17 protein-coding genes are annotated in these 17952 nt (G+C 72.4%); 14 read left to right on the top strand and 3 right to left on the bottom strand.

What is annotated here, in order from left to right:
• The first annotated feature begins 252 nt into the window (after window positions 1-252).
• The 8 genes from ABT295_RS08795 to ABT295_RS08760 all read left to right on the top strand — a co-directional run bounded on the left by ABT295_RS08795 (window position 253) and on the right by ABT295_RS08760 (window position 9761).
• Window positions 253-2070, top strand: a complete 1818-nt coding sequence (locus ABT295_RS08795; protein ID WP_352393981.1) for an L-lactate permease — start codon at window positions 253-255, stop codon at window positions 2068-2070.
• A complete protein-coding gene (locus ABT295_RS08790; protein WP_352393980.1) occupies window positions 2067-2837 on the top strand; it encodes a (Fe-S)-binding protein in 771 nt (256 codons plus the stop codon). Before ABT295_RS08795 ends, ABT295_RS08790 begins: the two co-directional genes overlap by 4 nt.
• Window positions 2834-4324, top strand: coding sequence for a LutB/LldF family L-lactate oxidation iron-sulfur protein (locus tag ABT295_RS08785; RefSeq protein WP_352393979.1), 1491 nt, complete (start codon window positions 2834-2836; stop codon window positions 4322-4324). The genes ABT295_RS08790 and ABT295_RS08785 overlap by 4 nt, the downstream gene beginning before the upstream one ends.
• Window positions 4321-5040, top strand: a complete 720-nt coding sequence (locus tag ABT295_RS08780) for a LutC/YkgG family protein (protein ID WP_352393978.1) — start codon at window positions 4321-4323, stop codon at window positions 5038-5040. The genes ABT295_RS08785 and ABT295_RS08780 overlap by 4 nt, the downstream gene beginning before the upstream one ends.
• A gap of 104 nt (window positions 5041-5144) precedes the next feature.
• Window positions 5145-5945: a pyruvate, water dikinase regulatory protein gene (locus ABT295_RS08775; protein ID WP_352394706.1), complete on the top strand. Its 801-nt coding sequence runs from the start codon at window positions 5145-5147 to the stop codon at window positions 5943-5945.
• 25 nt (window positions 5946-5970) lie between these two features.
• Window positions 5971-8379: a phosphoenolpyruvate synthase gene (ppsA, locus tag ABT295_RS08770; protein ID WP_352393977.1), complete on the top strand. Its 2409-nt coding sequence runs from the start codon at window positions 5971-5973 to the stop codon at window positions 8377-8379.
• 121 nt (window positions 8380-8500) lie between these two features.
• Window positions 8501-8971: a hypothetical protein gene (locus ABT295_RS08765; protein ID WP_352393976.1), complete on the top strand. Its 471-nt coding sequence runs from the start codon at window positions 8501-8503 to the stop codon at window positions 8969-8971.
• Between the two features lie 82 nt (window positions 8972-9053).
• Window positions 9054-9761, top strand: coding sequence for a DUF6766 family protein (locus tag ABT295_RS08760; RefSeq protein ID WP_352393975.1), 708 nt, complete (start codon window positions 9054-9056; stop codon window positions 9759-9761).
• A gap of 2 nt (window positions 9762-9763) precedes the next feature.
• Here the strand turns inward: ABT295_RS08760 and ABT295_RS08755 are convergent, their stop codons facing one another.
• Window positions 9764-10504, bottom strand: coding sequence for a GAF and ANTAR domain-containing protein (locus ABT295_RS08755; RefSeq protein ID WP_352393974.1), 741 nt, complete (start codon window positions 10502-10504; stop codon window positions 9764-9766).
• Between the two features lie 185 nt (window positions 10505-10689).
• Here ABT295_RS08755 and ABT295_RS08750 point away from each other — a divergent pair, with 185 nt between their 5' ends.
• Window positions 10690-11352 (top strand): HAD family hydrolase, encoded by a 663-nt coding sequence (locus ABT295_RS08750; protein ID WP_352393973.1) that lies wholly within the window; start codon window positions 10690-10692, stop codon window positions 11350-11352.
• Window positions 11353-11381: 29 nt separating this feature from the next.
• Here ABT295_RS08750 and ABT295_RS08745 read toward each other — a convergent pair whose 3' ends face one another.
• Window positions 11382-13598 carry a catalase gene (locus tag ABT295_RS08745; RefSeq protein ID WP_352393972.1) on the bottom strand — a complete coding sequence of 739 codons (2217 nt, stop codon included), beginning with the start codon at window positions 13596-13598 and terminating at the stop codon, window positions 11382-11384.
• 49 nt (window positions 13599-13647) lie between these two features.
• A complete protein-coding gene (locus tag ABT295_RS08740; protein ID WP_352393971.1) occupies window positions 13648-14205 on the bottom strand; it encodes a DUF2231 domain-containing protein in 558 nt (185 codons plus the stop codon).
• 73 nt (window positions 14206-14278) lie between these two features.
• On the opposite strand from ABT295_RS08740, the gene ABT295_RS08735 reads away from it, so the two are divergent.
• The 5 genes from ABT295_RS08735 to ABT295_RS08715 are packed head-to-tail and all read left to right on the top strand — an operon-like array spanning window position 14279 to window position 17913.
• Window positions 14279-15502 (top strand): glycosyltransferase family 2 protein, encoded by a 1224-nt coding sequence (locus ABT295_RS08735; RefSeq protein ID WP_352393970.1) that lies wholly within the window; start codon window positions 14279-14281, stop codon window positions 15500-15502.
• Between the two features lie 23 nt (window positions 15503-15525).
• The gene (locus ABT295_RS08730; RefSeq protein WP_345507259.1) at window positions 15526-16185 is read left to right on the top strand and encodes a hypothetical protein; all 660 of its coding nucleotides are present in this window, start codon (window positions 15526-15528) and stop codon (window positions 16183-16185) included.
• Window positions 16185-16733, top strand: coding sequence for a phage holin family protein (locus ABT295_RS08725; protein WP_352393969.1), 549 nt, complete (start codon window positions 16185-16187; stop codon window positions 16731-16733). Before ABT295_RS08730 ends, ABT295_RS08725 begins: the two co-directional genes overlap by 1 nt.
• Window positions 16730-17374: a DUF3618 domain-containing protein gene (locus tag ABT295_RS08720; protein WP_352393968.1), complete on the top strand. Its 645-nt coding sequence runs from the start codon at window positions 16730-16732 to the stop codon at window positions 17372-17374. The genes ABT295_RS08725 and ABT295_RS08720 overlap by 4 nt, the downstream gene beginning before the upstream one ends.
• Window positions 17375-17415: 41 nt before the next feature.
• Window positions 17416-17913, top strand: a complete 498-nt coding sequence (locus ABT295_RS08715) for a DUF4383 domain-containing protein (protein WP_352393967.1) — start codon at window positions 17416-17418, stop codon at window positions 17911-17913.
• Window positions 17914-17952 lie beyond the last annotated feature (39 nt).

Raw genomic sequence — 17952 nt, 5'->3', positions numbered from 1 at the left:
TCGAGGTGCGGCGTCGCTCCCGGGCGCGACGGCATACCTCGACCCGACGGCGGCACGTGCGGCGGCAGCGCCAACTGCGCCACGGCGAAGTTGGCGCGGCGGCGCGCCAACTGCGCCACGGCGTGGGAAGCAAAATGGTCAGACCTCTTGACGGGGCACTCTGCGAGCCCGTACGGTCGGCTTCCCCTCAATGGTCTGACCATTGAAGGTCCGAGGCAGACCCACCGCCGTGTCCCCGCCCAGGAGGCCCCCATGACCGCCCTCTCCACGCTCACCGCGCTCCGGGCGCTGCCCGGGCTCGCGCCGGGGGAGTTCCGCCCCGAGCTCGACCCCGTCGCCGGCAGCCTCGGGCTCTCCGCCCTCGTGGCGGCCCTGCCGCTCGCCACCGTCTTCGTCACCCTGGGACTGCTGCGCTGGAAGGCGCACTGGGCCGGCCTCAGCGCCGTCGCCGTGGCGCTCGTCGTCGCGGTGGTCGGCTTCGGCATGCCGCCGGCCCTCGCCGGCCTCGCCGCGACGGAGGGCGCCGCCTTCGGTCTCTTCCCGATCATGTGGATCGTCTTCACGGCCATCGTGCTCTACCAGGTCACGGTCGCCTCGGGACACTTCGAGGACCTGCGCGCGACCTTCCACCTCATCTCCGACGACCCGCGCGTGCAGGCGATCATCATCGCCTTCTGCTTCGGCGGGTTGCTCGAGGCGCTCGCCGGGTTCGGTGCCCCGGTCGCCATCACCGGCGTGATGCTCATGGCGGTCGGCTTCTCACCGCTGCGCGCCGCTGCCGTCGTGCTGCTCGCCAACACGGCGCCGGTCGCCTTCGGGGCCATCGGCACGCCGATCATCACCGCGGGCGCGCTGACGAAGATCCCGTATGCCGACATCGGCGCCTACGTCGGCCACCAGACCCCGCTCGTCGCCGTCTTCGTGCCGCTGCTGCTCGTGCTCATGGCCGACGGCCGCCGCGGCGTGCGCCAGACCTGGCCGATCGCGGTCGTCGTCGGCGTCACCTTCGCCGTGCTCCAGTGGTTCTCGGCCACCTACGTCTCGGTGGAGCTGACCGACATCATCGCCTCGCTCGGCGGCCTCGCCGCCGCGGTCCTCTTCCTGCGCGTCTGGAAGCCGCAGGGTCGCCAGCTCGCCCTCGACACGCTCGGCGTCGAGCGGGAGCGCGACCTCGCCCTTGTCGGAACGCCGGGCGGCGCCGCGGTCGGGACCTCGTCCGACGGCTCGTCCGACGCCCCCTCCGGGCCCGCCTCGCGGGCGGCGCGGCTCGTCGGCGAGCACGCGACCTCCGTCGCCGAGCTCGACGCCCGCGCCCGCTCGCTCACCCCACGCCGCATCGCGATGGCGCTCTTCCCCTACGTCCTCGTCGTCGCCGTCTTCTCGGTGGCCAAGCTCGTCCCGGTCGTCAAGGACTGGCTCGCCACGACCGACGTCAAGATCCCGTGGCCCGGTCTCGCGGGCGAGGTGCTCACCGCGAGCGGGGCGCCGAACAAGTCGGCCACCTACACGCTGCCCTGGCTGAGCGGCCCCGGCACGATGCTCATCGTCTGCGCCCTCGTCGTGGCCCTCGTCTACGGCATCGGGGTCAGGGGACTGGGCCGCGAGATGGCCGCGACGGCACACAAGATGCGCTTCGCCTTCCTCACGGTCGCCTCGGTGCTCGCCCTCGCCTACGTCATGAACCTCTCGGGCCAGACGATCAGCATCGGGACGTGGATCGCCGGGGCGGGTGCGGCCTTCGCCTTCTTCTCGCCGCTGCTCGGGTGGCTCGGCACCGCCGTCACGGGATCCGACACGAGCGCCAACGCCCTCTTCGCGACGCTGCAGCAGACGGCCGCGACGGGCGCGGGGATCGACCCGACGCTCCTCGTCGCCGCGAACACCTCCGGTGGCGTCGTCGGCAAGATGATCAGCCCGCAGAACCTCACCATCGCGGCCACCGCGGTCGGCCTGCTCGGTCGGGAGTCCGACATCCTGCGCCGGGTGCTGCCCTGGAGCATCGGGCTCATCGTCGCCGTCTGCGTGCTCGTCGGGCTGCAGTCCACCGTTCTTGGTTGGATGGTGCCATGACGACGTCGTCCCGCCCCCGGGCGGACCTCCGGGTCGCGCTCTTCGCGACGTGCTTCAACGACACGATGTGGCCCGGCACGCCCCGCGCCACCGTGCGCCTCCTCGAGCGGCTCGGGGTGCGCGTGGAGTTCCCGATGGCGCAGACGTGCTGCGGGCAGATGCTCACCAACACCGGGTATGCCGGCGAGGCCGTGCCGCTCGTGCGCCGGTTCGTCGACGTGTTCGGCGGCTACGACGCCGTCGTGGCGCCCTCGGGCTCGTGCGTCGGGTCGGTGCGCACCCAGCACCCGATGATCGCCGAGCCGACCGGCGACGCCGCCCTCGTCGGCCGGGTCGCCGAGGTCGGCCCTCGCGTGCACGAGCTGTCGGAGTTCCTCGTCGACGTGCTCGGCGTGACCGACGTCGGCGCGTACTTCCCGCACCGCGTCACCTACCACCCCACCTGTCACTCGCTCCGCCTGCTGCGCGTCGGTGACCGCCCGCTGCAGCTGCTCCGCAACGTGCGCGGCATCGACCTGGTGGAGCTCCCCGGAGCGGAGGAGTGCTGCGGCTTCGGCGGCACCTTCGCCATGAAGAACGCCGACGTGTCGATCGCCATGGGCTCCGACAAGGCCCGCCACGTCGTCGACACGGGGGCCGAGGTGCTCGTCGCCGGGGACAACTCGTGCCTCGCGCACATCGGCGGGATCCTCGGCCGGCAGCGCTCGGGCGTGCGCCAGCTGCACCTCGCCGAGATCCTGGCCTCGACCGAGGAGGACCCGGCATGAGCGCCGGCACCGACGCCGCAGGGCCCGCCCAGCCGCTGCAGCGCACCTCCGCGACCTTCGTCGGCATGCCGAAGTTCCCCACAGCGGCCCGGGACGCGCTCGCGAACACCCAGCAGCGGCGCAACCTGGCGCACGCCACGCGCACCATCCGCGCCAAGCGCGCCGAGGTCGTCGCCGAGCTGCCCGAGTGGGAGGCGCTGCGCGTGGCGGGTGCCGCCGCCAAGGACGAGGCGCTGACGCACCTCGCGCACTACCTCGAGCAGCTCGAGGAGAGCCTGACACGCGCCGGCGCCACGGTGCACTGGGCGCGCGACGCCGAGGAGGCGAACCGCATCATCGTCGACCTCGTGCGCGCCAAGGAGGTCGACGAGGTCGTCAAGGTCAAGTCGATGGCGACGCAGGAGATCGAGCTGAACGAGGCGCTGGAGGCCGCGGGCATCAGCGCCTGGGAGACCGACCTCGCCGAGCTCATCGTGCAGCTCGGCCACGACCGGCCGAGCCACATCCTCGTGCCGGCGATCCATCGGAACCGCAGCGAGATCCGCGAGATCTTCAGCCGCGAGATGGGCATCGTCGGCCGTCCGGCACCGGACGACCTCACCGACGACCCGGCCCGGCTCGCCGAGGCAGCGCGGCTGCACCTGCGCGAGAAGTTCCTGCGGGCCCGGGTGGGCATCTCCGGCGCGAACTTCGCCGTGGCCGAGACGGGCACCCTCGTCGTCGTCGAGTCGGAGGGCAACGGGCGGATGTGCCTCACCCTGCCCGAGACGCTCATCTCCGTCGTCGGCATCGAGAAGGTGCTGCCGACGTGGGACGACCTCGCCCCGATGCTCCAGCTGCTGCCCCGGTCGAGCACGGGGGAGCGGATGAACCCCTACACGACGATGTGGTCGGGGGTGCATGCTGGGGACGGACCGCAGGAGGTGCACGTCGTGCTCGTCGACAACGGTCGCAGCCACGTCCTCGCCGACCGGCTCGGGCGCCAGGCGCTGCGCTGCATCCGCTGCTCGGCGTGCCTCAACGTGTGCCCGGTCTACGAGCGCACGGGTGGGCACGCGTACGGCTCGGTCTATCCCGGTCCCATCGGCGCGGTGCTCAACCCGCAGCTGCGCGGCACGGCGAGTGACGTCGACACGTCGCTGCCCTACGCCTCGAGCCTCTGCGGCGCGTGCTTCGACGCGTGCCCGGTGCGCATCGACATCCCCGAGCTGCTCGTCGAGCTGCGTGGCAAGGTCGTCGACGCGTCGGGCCCCACCGCCGAGTCGGCGGCGATGAAGGCCGCGGCGTGGGTGCTCTCCGACCCCAAGCGCCTCGCCGGGGCGCAGAAGGCCGCGACGACCGCGGGACGGCTGCTCGGCAACCGCACGGTGCGCTCGGTGCCGGGCCTCGGTGCGTGGACCAACGCCCGCGACCTGCCCACCCCGCCCAAGGAGACCTTCCGCCAGTGGTGGGTCCGCACGCACGAGACCGAGGGGGACGCGCCGTGAGCGCCCGCGACGAGATCCTGGCCCGGGTGCGCTCCGCCGTGGCCGACGTGACGACCGAGCCCGCGACGCCGGCGCCTCCGGGAGGCCTCGGCGCAGGGACGCTCCCGGCCGTCGACGCGGGTGGCTCCGGCTCGGGCTCCGGCTCCGGTCGGCTCCCGCTCTTCGTCGAGCGCGTCGCCGACTACCGCGCCACCGTGCTGCACGCGCGCCCGGGTGAGGTGGGCGCGGTGGTCGCGGCAGCCCTGCGCGACGCCGGCTGCCGGTCGGTCGTCGTGCCGACCGGCCTCGACGACACCTGGCTGGAGGGGCTCGCGGGCGACGTGTCGGTCCTCGGCGAGGCGCAGGCCCCGAGCCACGTCGAGCTCGACGGCGTCGACGCCGTGGTCACGGGGGCCAAGGTCGGCGTCGCCCTCACCGGCACGATCGTGCTCGACCACTCCCCGGGGCAGGGGCGGCGCGAGCTGACGCTCGTGCCCGACACCCACGTCTGCGTCGTGCACGACGACGACGTCGTGCACGACGTGCCGGACGCCGTCGCCCGGCTGCGCCCCGACCCCGCGGGCGCCAGGCCCTTGACGTGGATCAGCGGGCCGAGCGCGACGAGCGACATCGAGCTGCAGCGGGTCGAGGGCGTGCACGGGCCCCGGACGCTCGTCGTCGTGCTTGTCTCGGCGACGGACGTGGACGTGCCGGCGCCCGCGGGGGGTGCCGCGTGACCTCCCCGGCGAGCCCGAGCGGCGGGGTCGAGGAGATCGCTGCCGTCTCCGGTGCCGTCTCCGGCGACGTCTCCGGCGACGTCTCCGGTGACGGCGTCACCCCGGTGTTCTTCCTCGCGGGCGGCACCGGCATCTCGGCCGAGACGCTGGGCAACCTCATGCTCGCCCAGTTCCCGAGCCTGCAGTTCCGGCGGCGCAAGATCCCCTTCATCACGACGGTCGAGCAGGCCCGCGACGTCGTGGCGCAGCTCGACGCGGCCATGACCGACTCGGTGACGGCGCTCGTCTTCTCGACCGTGTCGGACGAGGCGATCCGGCAGGAGCTGCAGCGCACCCAGTGCGCCTTCATCGACCTCTTCGGCTCGCACCTCGACACGGTCGAGCGGGTGCTGCACACGAACGCGACGCACACGGCGCCCGCGCTGCACGGCGTCGGCGACGCGCGGCGCTACGACCGGCGGATGAAGGCCATCGAGTTCGCGATGGAGCACGACGACGGTGCGAGCCTGCGCAACCTCGAGCAGGCCGACCTCGTGCTCGTCGCGCCCTCGCGCTGCGGCAAGACGCCCACCTCGATGTACCTCGCCCTCCAGCACGGCCTCAAGGTCGCCAACTACCCGCTCGTCGAGGAGGACTTCGACACGGGCGACCTCCCGCGCCCGTTGCGCACGCTCGGCGACAAGTGCTTCGGGCTGCTGTCGACGGCCGCCCGTCTCAGCCAGGTGAGGGGCGAGCGCCGGCCCGGATCGGTCTATGCCAGCCTTGCCCAGTGCAGCTTCGAGCTGCGGCGCGCCGAAGCGCTCTACCGGGCGCACCGCATCCCCTCGATCAACTCCGCGTCCATGTCCGTCGAGGAGATGGCCGCCGTCATCATGCAGAGCAGCCGCCTGCCCAACCTCGGCTGAGCGCCGAACAGACGAAAGGACCGCCGTGAACGGCACCCACCCCGGCAGCGTCGCCGGAGACCAGGACACCAACGTCGCCTGGTTCGCAGAGCTCGGCCTGCACGACGTCGAGCGCGTCGGCGGCAAGAACGCCTCGCTCGGCGAGATGGTCCAGCACCTCTCGAAGGCCGGGGTCCGGGTGCCGGACGGCTTCGCCACGACCGCGGACGCCTACCGCCGGTTCCTCGCACACGAGGGCCTCGCCGGGCGGATCAGCGCCACGCTGGCCGAGCTCGACGTCGAGGACACCCGAGCGCTCGCGGCGGCCGGGGCCGACATCCGCCGGGCCGTCGAGGAGCAGCCCTTCCCCGCCGACCTCGAGACCGACATCCGCACGGCATACGACCGGCTCGTCGGCGAGAGCGGCGAGGAGGTGAGCTGGGCGGTGCGCTCGAGCGCGACGGCCGAGGACCTGCCGGACGCGAGCTTCGCCGGGCAGCAGGAGACGTTCCTCAACGTCCGCGGCATCGACAACATCCTGCTCGCGATCAAGCGGGTCTACGCCTCGCTCTACAACGACCGCGCCATCTCCTACCGGGTGCACAGCAACTTCGAGCACGACGTCGTCGCGCTCTCGGCGGGCGTCCAGCGGATGGTCCGCTCCGACATCGGCTCGTCCGGCGTCATGTTCACCATCGACACGGAGTCCGGCTTCTCCGACGCCGTGTTCGTCACGAGCAGCTACGGGCTCGGCGAGGCGGTCGTGCAGGGCGCCGTCAACCCGGACGAGTTCTACGTCTACAAGCCGGCGCTGCGTGCCGGCCGCCCGGCCATCCTCAAGCGCGGCGTCGGCGGCAAGGCGACGAAGATGGTCTACACCGACGACTCCGAGGTGGGCCGCTCGATCGACTTCGTCGACGTCGCACCCCAGGACCGGGTTCGCCTGAGCCTGAACGACGCCGAGGTGACCGAGCTCGCGCAGCACGCCCTGCGCATCGAGGAGCACTACGGGCGCCCGATGGACATCGAGTGGGGCAAGGACGGCGTCGACGGGCTGCTCTACGTCCTGCAGGCGCGACCGGAGACGGTCAAGTCGCGCCAGGCCGGCAACACCCTGCGGCGCTTCCGGATGGACGAGCGGGGGCCGGTGCTCGTCGAGGGCCGGGCGATCGGGCAGAAGGTCGGGGCGGGCGCCGTGCGCGTGCTCGACACGCCTGAGGCGATGCACGACTTCCAGGCCGGCGAGGTGCTCGTGGCCGACATGACCGACCCCGACTGGGAGCCGATCATGAAGCGCGCCAGCGCGATCGTGACCAACCGCGGCGGGCGCACCTGCCACGCCGCCATCATCGCGCGCGAGCTCGGCATCCCCGCCGTCGTCGGCACCGGTCACGCGACCCGCGACCTCGTGGCCGGGCAGGAGGTGACCGTCTCGTGCGCCGAGGGCGACACCGGGTTCGTCTACGACGGCCTGCGGGACTTCTCCGTCAGCGAGACCGAGCTCGACGACATGCCGGAGCTGCCCGTCAAGATCATGATGAACGTCGGCACGCCCGAGCAGGCCTTCGAGTTCTCGCGCCTGCCCAACAAGGGCGTCGGGCTCGCCCGCCTCGAGTTCATCATCAACCGGCAGATCGGGATCCACCCGCGCGCGCTGCTCGAGCTCGACGACCAGGAGCCGGGCACCAAGGCCGAGATCGAGGCCCACATCGCGGCGTACGACAGCCCGCGCGACTTCTTCGTCAAGCGCGTGGCCGAGGGCGTCTCGATGCTCGCCGCGGCGTTCGCCCCCGAGCCGGTCATCGTGCGCATGTCGGACTTCAAGAGCAACGAGTACGCCGGCCTGCTCGGTGGGGAGCGCTACGAGCCCCATGAGGAGAACCCGATGATCGGCTACCGGGGCGCGGCGCGCTACCTGTCGGCCGACTTCGCCGAGTGCTTCGCCATGGAGTGCGAGGCCCTGCGGCTCGTGCGCGACGACATGGGGCTGACGAACGTCAAGATCATGATTCCGTTCGTGCGCACCGTCGCCGAGGCCGAGGGCGTCATCGACCTGCTCGCGTCGCACGGGCTGCGGCGCGGGGAGAACGACCTGCAGGTCGTCATGATGTGCGAGATCCCGAGCAACGCGGTCAACGCCGACGCCTTCCTCGACCACTTCGACGGCTTCTCCATCGGCTCGAACGACATGACGCAGCTGACGCTGGGCGTCGACCGCGACTCCTCGCTCGTGGCCGGCAGCTTCGACGAGCGCGACCCCGCGGTCAAGAAGATGCTCGCCCTCGCCATCGAGGCGTGCCGGGCGCGCGGCAAGTACGTCGGCATCTGCGGCCAGGGGCCCTCCGACCACGCCGACCTCGCCGAGTGGCTGCTCGACCAGGGCATCGAGTCGATGTCGCTCAACCCCGACACCGTCGTCGACACGTGGCTCGCCCTGGCGGCGCACGGTCGCTGAGCCGGCTCCACCGCCGCGGCCGGGCGCCCGTCGCCCGGCCGCGGCGTCGTCGCGTGGTGCCCGGGGAAGGCTGAGCTTCGACGACGCGCTGACGACGGTGCGGCAGGGGTAGGGGAGGGGCATGAGACCTCCCTGCCTCGGCCGCTGGGCCGAGCGGCGCGCTGTCGGCGCCGGCCCGTCCGGAACGGTTCGTGCCGTGGCGCCCGGGGTGACGGCATCCGTGCTGGTCGTCGTCCTCGGAGGGTGCTCGGGACAGGGGAGCGTGCAGGCGGGCAGCGCTGCCGAGGCCGCACGTGCGTTCGCCCGGGCCGTGGGAGCAGACGTGCGATCTGCCTGCGCGCTGCTCGCTCCGGGCACGCGCGAGACGCTGGAGCAGGACGCGGGGCCGTGCGTCACGGCGCTGCCGCGCGTGGGGCTCAGCGACCCCGGAGGTGTCCGCGACGTCGAGGTCTACGGGTTGGACGCCTGGGTGCGACTCGAGCACGACACCGTCTTCCTCGCCCGCTTCGACGGCGGATGGCGCGTCACCGCAGCCGGGTGCGTGCCTCAGGGTCCCGGGGAGCCGTACTCGTGCGAGATCGAGAGGGGCTGACGATGCGGACCGTCTTCGCGGGACTGCTCCTGTTCGTCGGCTTGGGTCTGGCGGCCTGTCTGGCGGCGGGACTGTGGCAGCGATGAGACGGTCGGGGCGCACCACGGCAGGTCCGACGCGGCGCTGGATCAGGGAGCAGGGGCTGACGCTCGCCTTCGTGGCGCTCCTGGTCGCCGGCCTGGTCGGCCAGGCGCTGACCGGTGTCGCCGTCTACGACGCACAGGCCAGGGAGGCGCAGCTGCCGGCGATGACGTTGGCGCAGTACGTCACCTCGTCGCAGTTCGCGGTCGACGTCGCGGAGAACTGGCAGTCGGAGTACCTCCAGTTCCTCCTCTTCATCCTCCTCACGGTGTGGCTCGTCCAGAAGGGATCTCCCGAGTCCAAGCCCCTCGACCGCGTCGGTAGGGAGTCGGACGAGGCCCAGCTGGTGGGCCCCCACGCCCGAGCGGACTCGCCGCGTTGGGCCGGGGTGCGCGGGTGGAGGCTGCGGCTCTACTCCCGGTCGCCCGGCCTGACCATGGGTGCCGTCTTCGTCCTGTCGTGGACGGCCCAGCTCGTCGCCGGGCGCTCCGCCTACAACGCGGACCAGCTGCAGCAGCTGGAGGCACCCCTGACGTGGGGCGAGTACCTCGTGGCCCCCGACTTCTGGAACCGGACGTTCCAGAACTGGCAGTCGGAGTTCCTCGCCGTGGCGAGCATGGTGGCCTTCAGCATCTACCTGCGCGAACGGGGTTCACCGGAGTCGAAACCGGTGGGGCAGCCCCACACGTCGACCGGCGTGGAGGGTTGAGGTCAGTCGCGACTGTGCGGGGTGACGTCGACGGTGCCGGTGTCGATGACGTCGAGGGCGACGTCGTGCAGCTTGCGGTTCGTGTTCTGGCTCGCGATCCGCAGCAGGTCGAAGGCCTGGTCGCGGGTGACCTTGTGCTGGGCCACGAGCACCCCCACGGCGGTGCCGATGTCGCGGTTCGAGCTCAGCGCCTTCTCGAGGTTCTTCGTGCGCTCGCGCAGGTGGGCGGCCGCGACGGCCTGGGCCGCGTGGGTGGTGAGGAGCAGGCCCTCGGCCACGTCGCGGTCGGTGAAGGCGTCCGGCTCGGTGGCGTAGAGGTTGAGGCCCGCGATGAGGCCGCTGCCCTCGAGGTTCATGCGGAAGGAGAGCATGCTGTGCAGGCCGAGCTCGTCGGCGACCCGGCGCCCGTACTCCGGCCAGCGGTCGTCGTGGCGCAGGTCCTTGGGCTGGTAGATGGTGTCGTCGACGATGGCGTCGATGCACGGCCCCGACCCGAGGTCGTACTGGATGGCGTCCGCGCGGCGCGCGGTGTCGTCGTTGGCCGCGGCCGTGGCGAAGGTGCCGCGCGAGAGGGTCGTGATGCTGGCGGTCGTGGCGCTGGAGACGCGCTCGGCGGCCAGGCGCGTCACGGCCTCGAAGGGGCTCTGGAGCGGCGAACCGGACAGCGCCTCGCCGAGGCGGGCGAAGTCCTGTGCCACGCGGAGCAACAGGTCAGGTGCCTGCTCGCTGGTCGACGTCGTCATGAGGGGCCTCCGGTCGGTTGCGCCACCTGCCGGTGGGTGGCGTCGGCGCGGGCCGCAGCACCTGCGCCGAGGATGTTCACTCGGGTCAACCCTAGCCCCGTACCCGAACTCGCCCCGCCCGCGCTCCACGGCGCGCGACCTGACCCGCGCCGAGCCGCACTCCGTCGGCTGGGTACGTCTGCCGCATGACCGACACCGTGATCCTCGACGTCGACGGCACGCTCGTCGACAGCAACTACCACCACACCATCGCGTGGATGCGGGCGTTCGCGGCGCACGACCTCACGCCGCCGGGATGGCGCATCCACCGCGCGATCGGCATGGGCGGCGACAAGCTCGTGGCCCACGTCGCGGACGACGACGTGGAGGCGCGTCTGGGCGAGGCACTGCGCGAGGAGTGGACCCGCGAGTTCGACCGGCTCATCGGTGAGGTGCGGCCGTTCGAGGGCACGCGTGCGCTGCTCGAGTCGGTCAAGGAGCGCGGCCACCACCTCGTGCTCGCCAGCTCGGGCCAGCAGCAGCACGTCGAGACCTTCCTCGACCTCTTCGACGGCCGCTCGATCGCGGACGCGTGGACGAGCGCCGACGACGCGGACGAGAGCAAGCCTGCTGCCGACCTCCTCCAGGTCGCACTGTCGCGGGTCGGCGGTTCCGCCGGGGTCATGGTCGGCGACTCGATCTGGGACGCGAGAGCCGCGGAGGCCGCCGGCATGCCCTGCGTCGGCCTGCGCACCGGCGGCTTCAGCGAGGCCGAGCTGCGGGATGCCGGGGCCGTGATGGTCGTGGACGGGCCGGGCGCCCTGGGCCGTGAGGTGGCCACAGGGCGCCTGGACGGGCTGTCGCGCTGACCCTTCGGCGCGCCCCCGGCCCGAACCGGTCAGGCGCTCGCCGGGGCGAAGCGCTCCCAGACCCGGTGGAGCGTCAGCAGCTCGGTGACGTCGCCGAGCACGTCTGCCGGGTCGGCGGCCTCGGCCCCGGTCACGACCCCCGCTCCGTCGGTCGGGATGCCGGCGGCACCGAGCGCGGCCGCGCCGAGGTCCCCGAAGGCGGCCAGGGTCTTGCTGTGGCGCCACATCTCGGCGGCGACCACGACGATCCGGGGGTCCGTCGACGCGCCCGCCGCGCCGGCCCGATCCGTGGCGTCGGCCGTCGTGGGCTGCCCGGCACGGGCGTCGAGCCCGGCGACGGCGTCGTCCCCGACGGCGGCGCCGAGCACGACGAGGGCGTCGTACTCGAACGACCGGCAGGTGGCATACGTGCGGTCGACCGGCAGCTCGCCGACCGTGCCACCGCGCGGGGCGATGAGGAACGGCACCATCGAGAACGCCTCGATGCCCGCGACGACCGCGGCCGCGGCGCCGGGGTCGGTCCGGCTGTCGACGACGACGCCGACCTTGCGTCCCTCGGCGGGGAAGGGGCGTCCGACCTGTGACAGCGCGGCGCTCGGCTCGACGTCCTCGAGCGCGATCGTCGGATCCGGGGCGGGCAGTCCCAACGCGTCGGACACCGCGGCGCACAGGTCCTCGTCGATGTTCGCGAGGCACTGCAGCTGGCGCTCCTTGACGGCCTGCTCGTAGCACTTGGCCAGCTCGAAGGCGTACGCACCCTTGATGTGGTCCATCTCGACCGCGCTCATCGACCGGTAGAAGAGCCGCGTCTGCGTGTAGTGGTCGTCGAACGACCGGGCCTGGGCCCGTACCTTCGTGCTCTCCTCGACGACGGCCGGCACCTCGACGAAGGGCCGGTCCTGCGCCCCGGCGTGGAAGGGGCAGCCGCCGTCGAGCGAGTTCGGGCGGTAGGGGGCGACCCCGCTGTGCACGGCGTGCTGGTGGTAGCCGTCGCGCAGCATGTCGTTGACCGGGGCCTGCGCCCGGTTGACGGGGATCTGGTTGAAGTTGGGCCCGCCGAGTCGGGTCAGCTGGGTGTCGACGTAGGAGAACAGCCGAGCCTGCAGCAGCGGGTCGTTGGTGACGTCGATGCCGCGCACGAGGTTGCCGACGTGGAAGGCCACCTGCTCGGTCTCCGCGAAGAAGTTCGTCGGGTTGGCCGTGAGCGTCAGCAGCCCGATCGCCTGGACGGGTGCGAGCTCCTCGGGCACCAGCTTGGTCGGGTCGAGCAGGTCGATGCCCTCGAAGGTCTGCTCGGGGGTGTCGGGGAACGTCTGGATGCCGAGCTCCCACTCGGGCAGGTGCCCCGCCTCGATGGCGTCGGCGAGGTCGCGCCGGTGGAAGTCCGGGTCGCCGCCCGCCGCGAGCTGCGCCTCCTCCCACACGAGCGAGTGCACGCCCGCCTTCGGCTTCCAGTGGAACTTCACCAGGGTGGTGCCGCCATCGTCGTCGACGAGGCGGAACGTGTGGACGCCGAAGCCCTCCATGGTCCGGTAGGAGGCCTGGATGCCCCGGTCGGACATGTTCCACATCGTGTGGTGCTGGGCCTCCGTGTGGAGCGAGACGAAGTCCCAGAACGTGTCGTGCGCCGACTGGGCCTGGGGGATCTCGCGATCGGGGTGCGGCTTGGCCGCGTGCACCACGTCGGGGAACTTGATGCCGTCCTGGATGAAGAACACCGGGATGTTGTTGCCGACGAGGTCGAAGGTGCCCTCGTCGGTGTAGAACTTCACGGCGAAGCCACGGGTGTCGCGCACGGTGTCGGCCGAGCCCCGCGAGCCGAGCACCGTGGAGAACCGCACGAAGACCGGGGTCTCGACCCCGTCGGCGAGGAACCCCGCGGCCGTCACGCCGGCGGCGGTGCCGTAGGAGCGGAAGACGCCGTGCGCTCCGGTGCCCCGGGCGTGCACCACGCGCTCCGGGATGCGCTCGTGGTCGAAGTGCGTGATCTTCTCGCGCAGGTGGTGGTCCTGCAGGAGGGTCGGCCCTCGGTCGCCGGCCTTGAGCGAGTGGTCCGTGTCGCGCAGCCGAGCGCCCGTGCTCGTCGTGAGGAAGGCGCCTGACTGGGCGCGCGCCGTGCCGGGGGCACCCGTGGGCTTGCCTGTCGCAGTGACGACCTCGGGAGCGGCCTGGTCGGGCTGCGGCGGGAACGGCTCGTGCGCCACCTCCGGCTCGGCGACGGTCGGGGGTGTCCGTGGTTCTTCCACAGCGATCTCCTTGTCGTTGGTGCGGTCCCAGTACCCGAACCCTCGGCGTTCAGCCGGTCGTCGTGCCCACCTTCTCGCCGATGGCGAGGTGTCCACCGAGGTAGGCCGACAGGCCGCTCACGGCCAGCCCGGTCATCCCGAGACCGACGCCGAGTCGGTGGTTCCGCGGCCGGACGACCCAGGACGCGGCGTAGAGGCCCACCGACGCACCGTTCAGCAGCGCATGCGCGGCGCCGACCCGACGCGGACGCCTGTCCAGCGCCGCGTACTCGGCAAGACCGGTGAGAGCGGCGGCGGGTGCCGTTGCCAGCCCCGCTCCGACCAGTCGACGTGCGGCGGCGCGAGCCGACGTCCCGCCGGCGAGGTCGAGCACGGCCGCGGAGGTGAAGAAGCCGATCGGCAGGTCGGTGAGGAAGGGATGCGCGGCGTGACCGAGCACCTCCCCGGTCACGAGCCGCCGCCAGGCACCCTCGCCGCGCGCAGCCCGAGCAGTCGGGTCGAGCCGGTCGGCGAGCCGGTCCCAGGTCGGCCGGCCCTCGACCAGTCGTTCGACGAGGCGGACCGCCGCCGGTGGTCGCACGGCCGACGTGTCGTGAGTGGAGGTCATGCGGGAGCAGTACCCGCGGATCCATCTGTCACACAGCCGTTTCGGCGCAGGTTGCGCGGGGAACGTCCGCGACGTGAGCACGGCAGGACTGCGACAGGCTCGGTTGGACGCCGAGGTGGTGATCCCGGTGAAGTGGTGCGGAGGTCCGGGGGAGGCCTACCGCATCGACGAGATGGGACGCTATCTCGCGGCCCTCCGACATGCCGTGCGCCACGTCACCGTCGTCGACGGGAGCCCCGCCGGGGAGCGGCGACGGCACGAGGAGGCGTGGGGGGCGTACGCGCGGATCCTCGCGCCGGAGGCGTGGCCCGCGGCGGCGGCACGGGCCACGAACGGCAAGGTCGTCGGCGCCGTGACCGGCATCCGCGCGGCCCGGCACGAGCTGGTGGTGCTCGCGGACGACGACGTGCGCCACACGCCGGACTCCCTCGCGACGATGATTCGGGCGCTCGCGGACGCGGACCTGGTGCGACCCGTGAACGTCTACGACGCCTGGCCCTGGCAGGCGAGGTGGGACGGTGCCCGCAGCCTCGTCAACGTCGCGATCGCCACCGACTGGCCGGGCACCTTCGCGGTCCGTCGTTCGACGGTCCTCGCCTGCGGCGGATGGAGCGCGGAGGTGCTCTTCGAGAACCTCGAGCTGTGGCGGACGGTGCAGGCCCTCGGGGGCCGCGCCGTGGCACTCGACGGGGTCACGGTGTCGAGGCGCGCCCCCACGCCCTCCAGGTTCTGGTCGCAACGGGTCCGGCAGGCGTACGACGACCTGGCGCAGCCGCAGCGCCTCGTCGTGGAGCTCGCGATCCTCCCCGCACTGGGCGCCGTCGCACGCGCCCGTCCTCGTGCGCTCGCGCTGGTCCTGGGCGCCGCCGTGGCCGTCGCGCACCGCGGGCGGTGCCGGGTCGGCACCGACCGAGTGCCCCCGAGCGTGCCCCTGTGGGCCCCCGTGTGGGTGCTCGAGCGTGGGGTGTGCGTGTGGATCGCGCTGGGAAGCCGCCTGACGGGCGGCATGCGCTACGGCGGGCGTCGCTTCCGGGTTGCGGCACACTCCGCCGGCTGGCTCACGCGCCGACTGGACCCGGACGGTCAGCGCCACAAGAACGGCCCGTACCGGCGTGCGCGCCAGGACGGCCACGCACGGACGACCCACATACCCGCTCCCGGCGAATCCGACCCATGTCCGAATCCCTGCATGGACCTGCGGCCGGTGGGTACCGAGGGACCACGACCACACAGGACGCACGGGCGGCTCGAGCAGGTGGCTCGCCCCGTGCTCCGGCCACGGAAGGAACGACGATGACTGAACGTCCATATGACACAACGGTGTCGGATGACCTCGGCGCCACGCCGACGCACACCTCCGACGTCTCGCGCGACCGGATCGAGAACGCGACCGCGGGCGTCGAGGGGTCGTTGTCGCACGGCACCGACGGCATGACCGGCAACGTGCAGTCGGGGAACGGGCAGGCCGACAGCGGCTCCAGCGGCACGGCGGAGACGGTCAAGAACGAGGCCGGCTCCGTCGCGGCCGATGCGGCGGAGAGCGGGCGCGCCGTCGCCGGGACGGCGACCTCGGGAGCGCGCGACGTCGTGTCCGAGGCGACCTCGCAGCTGCAGTCGCTCTTCGGGCAGCTGCGCGGCGAGCTCGACGACCAGGCGTCGTCGCAGGGTCAGCGAGCGGCCGAGGGCCTGCGCGGTCTCGCCGACGAGCTGCGCCAGATGGCCTCGCGGTCAGAACAGCAGGGGCTGGCCGGCGAGGCCGCGGGGCAGATCGCCGAGCGGGCCGGGTCGGCGGCCGACTGGATCGAGAACCGTGAGCCGGGAGACATGCTCGACGAGCTGCGCTCGTTCGCGCGTCGGCGTCCCGGCGCGTTCCTGATCGGCGCCGCCGTCGTCGGCGTGGTCGGGGGGCGGATGACCCGTAGCCTCGCGGGCGGTTCGGACGACGACGCTGCCGACGGCACGCGCGGGGCGGCGGTCTGATGAGCACCAGGCCCGACGCCCCTGGCGCCGCCGGTCCGTACGCCGCCGCCGACCCGGCCGTCACGACCGTGCCACCGGTGTCGGCAGCCGTCCCCACCGAGGGGGGCGACGAGGACTACGTGACGGCGGCGCGCCCTGACCGCGAGAGCTCCCACGAGAAGGCCGAGCACGCCTCGATCGGCGACCTCGTGGGCGACATCAGCCAGGGACTCAGCACTCTCCTCAGGCAGGAGGTCGAGCTCGCCAAGGCAGAGCTCAAGCAGACGACGTCTCGAGCGGGCAAGGCCGCCGGCATGTTCGGCGGGGCGGCCGTCGCCGGCTGGATGGCGCTGCTCTTCCTCTCGCTCGCCGTGTGGGAATGGCTCGCGAGCGCGCTCGACAGCCGTGCATGGGCCGCGGTGATCGTCATGGCCGTCTGGGGCGTCGTGGCCGGCGTGCTCGCCGCCGTTGGACGCCGCACCACGCAACAGATCCAGGGACTACCGCGCACGGCAGAGACCGCCGCGCGAGTTCCCAACGCACTCAAGGGAAACGAGGAGACACGATGACCACCGACTACTCCAGCACCGACCACTCCACCATCGACCGACCGGCGTCCGACGACCCGGAGGCGATCCGCGCCGACATCGAGCGCACGCGGGCCGAGCTGAGCCGGGACGTCAACGCTCTCGGCGAGTCCGTGAGCCCGAGCCACGTGGCGGCCCGCCAGGCCGACCGGATCAAGGGCCGCGCCGCCTCGGTGCGTGACCGCGTCATGGGCAGCGCCTCGGACACCGGCGACACCGCGTCCGGCGTGATGCAGGACGTGGGCTCCACGGCGTCGCAGGCCGGCCACGCCGTGCAGCGCAAGGCCGCGGGCAACCCCTTGGCGGCCGGGCTGATCGCACTCGGTGCCGGCTGGCTCGTCGGGTCGCTCCTGCCCGCCTCCGAGAAGGAGCGCTCCATGTCGCAGGCGGTCAAGGAGAAGGCGGAACCCGTTCTCTCCGAGGCGCAGTCGGTCGTCAAGGATGCCGCGAGCGAATCGGCCCAGCACCTCAAGGAGCCGGCGCAGGAGGCCGTCCTGTCCGTCAAGGAGACGGCCACGTCGGCGGTCGAGGACGTCAAGTCGGACGCCCGGCAGGCTGCCTCCGACGTGCAGGAGAGTGCCGCCGACTCGGCGCAGTCGGTGTCGGGCACGTCGACCTCCTGAGTCCCGCTGCTCCCACCACCCCAGCAACGAAAGGTGTTCCCATGGACCACAGCACCACCGGAACCCATCCGAACCGACGCACCGCCCTCCAGAAGGCCGCCATGCTCGTCGGCGCCGTGTTCCTGCTCGTCGGCGTGGCCGGCTTCATCCCGGGTGTGACGTCGAACTTCGGCGACCTCACCTTCGCCGGGCACCACTCGGAGGCGAAGCTGCTCGGCATCTTCCAGGTGTCGATCCTGCACAACGTCGTCCACCTCCTCTTCGGCGTGGTCGGCATCGCCGCCGCCAGGTCGTGGAAGGCATCTCGCGGCTACCTCGTCGGCGGAGGTGTGGTCTACCTCGTGCTCTGGGTCTACGGCCTGGTCATCGACAAGGACTCGTCGGCCAACTTCGTGCCGGTCAACCCGGCCGACGACTGGCTGCACCTGCTCCTCGGGCTGGGCATGATCGCGCTCGGCCTGGTGCTCGGTCGTCAGCACGTCGAGCGCGCCTCGGGCCACGACGCGATCGTCGGCGGGCGTCCCGGCAGCACGCGCTAGGGCACTCGCCGGGCCGAGGTGACGGTCGAACGACGAACG

The organism is Terrabacter sp. NPDC000476 (genome assembly GCF_040300125.1).
Taxonomy (GTDB): domain Bacteria; phylum Actinomycetota; class Actinomycetes; order Actinomycetales; family Dermatophilaceae; genus Terrabacter.
The sequence above is the reverse complement of the archived record's forward strand: the minus strand, read 5'-3'. Positions and strand labels throughout refer to the sequence as shown.

Bases quoted from the DNA above. Each gene is read 5' to 3' on its own strand.
- ABT295_RS08720 (WP_352393968.1), top strand. From the start codon at position 16,730: ATGACCACCGACTACTCCAGCACCGACCACTCCACCATCGACCGACCG.
- ABT295_RS08790 (WP_352393980.1), top strand. From the start codon at position 2,067: ATGACGACGTCGTCCCGCCCCCGGGCGGACCTCCGGGTCGCGCTCTTC.
- ABT295_RS08795 (WP_352393981.1), top strand. From the start codon at position 253: ATGACCGCCCTCTCCACGCTCACCGCGCTCCGGGCGCTGCCCGGGCTC.
- ABT295_RS08765 (WP_352393976.1), top strand. From the start codon at position 8,501: ATGAGACCTCCCTGCCTCGGCCGCTGGGCCGAGCGGCGCGCTGTCGGC.
- ABT295_RS08740 (WP_352393971.1), bottom strand. From the start codon at position 14,205: ATGACCTCCACTCACGACACGTCGGCCGTGCGACCACCGGCGGCGGTC.
- ABT295_RS08760 (WP_352393975.1), top strand. From the start codon at position 9,054: ATGAGACGGTCGGGGCGCACCACGGCAGGTCCGACGCGGCGCTGGATC.
- ABT295_RS08750 (WP_352393973.1), top strand. From the start codon at position 10,690: ATGACCGACACCGTGATCCTCGACGTCGACGGCACGCTCGTCGACAGC.
- ABT295_RS08725 (WP_352393969.1), top strand. From the start codon at position 16,185: ATGAGCACCAGGCCCGACGCCCCTGGCGCCGCCGGTCCGTACGCCGCC.
- ABT295_RS08785 (WP_352393979.1), top strand. From the start codon at position 2,834: ATGAGCGCCGGCACCGACGCCGCAGGGCCCGCCCAGCCGCTGCAGCGC.
- ABT295_RS08715 (WP_352393967.1), top strand. From the start codon at position 17,416: ATGGACCACAGCACCACCGGAACCCATCCGAACCGACGCACCGCCCTC.
- ABT295_RS08755 (WP_352393974.1), bottom strand. From the start codon at position 10,504: ATGACGACGTCGACCAGCGAGCAGGCACCTGACCTGTTGCTCCGCGTG.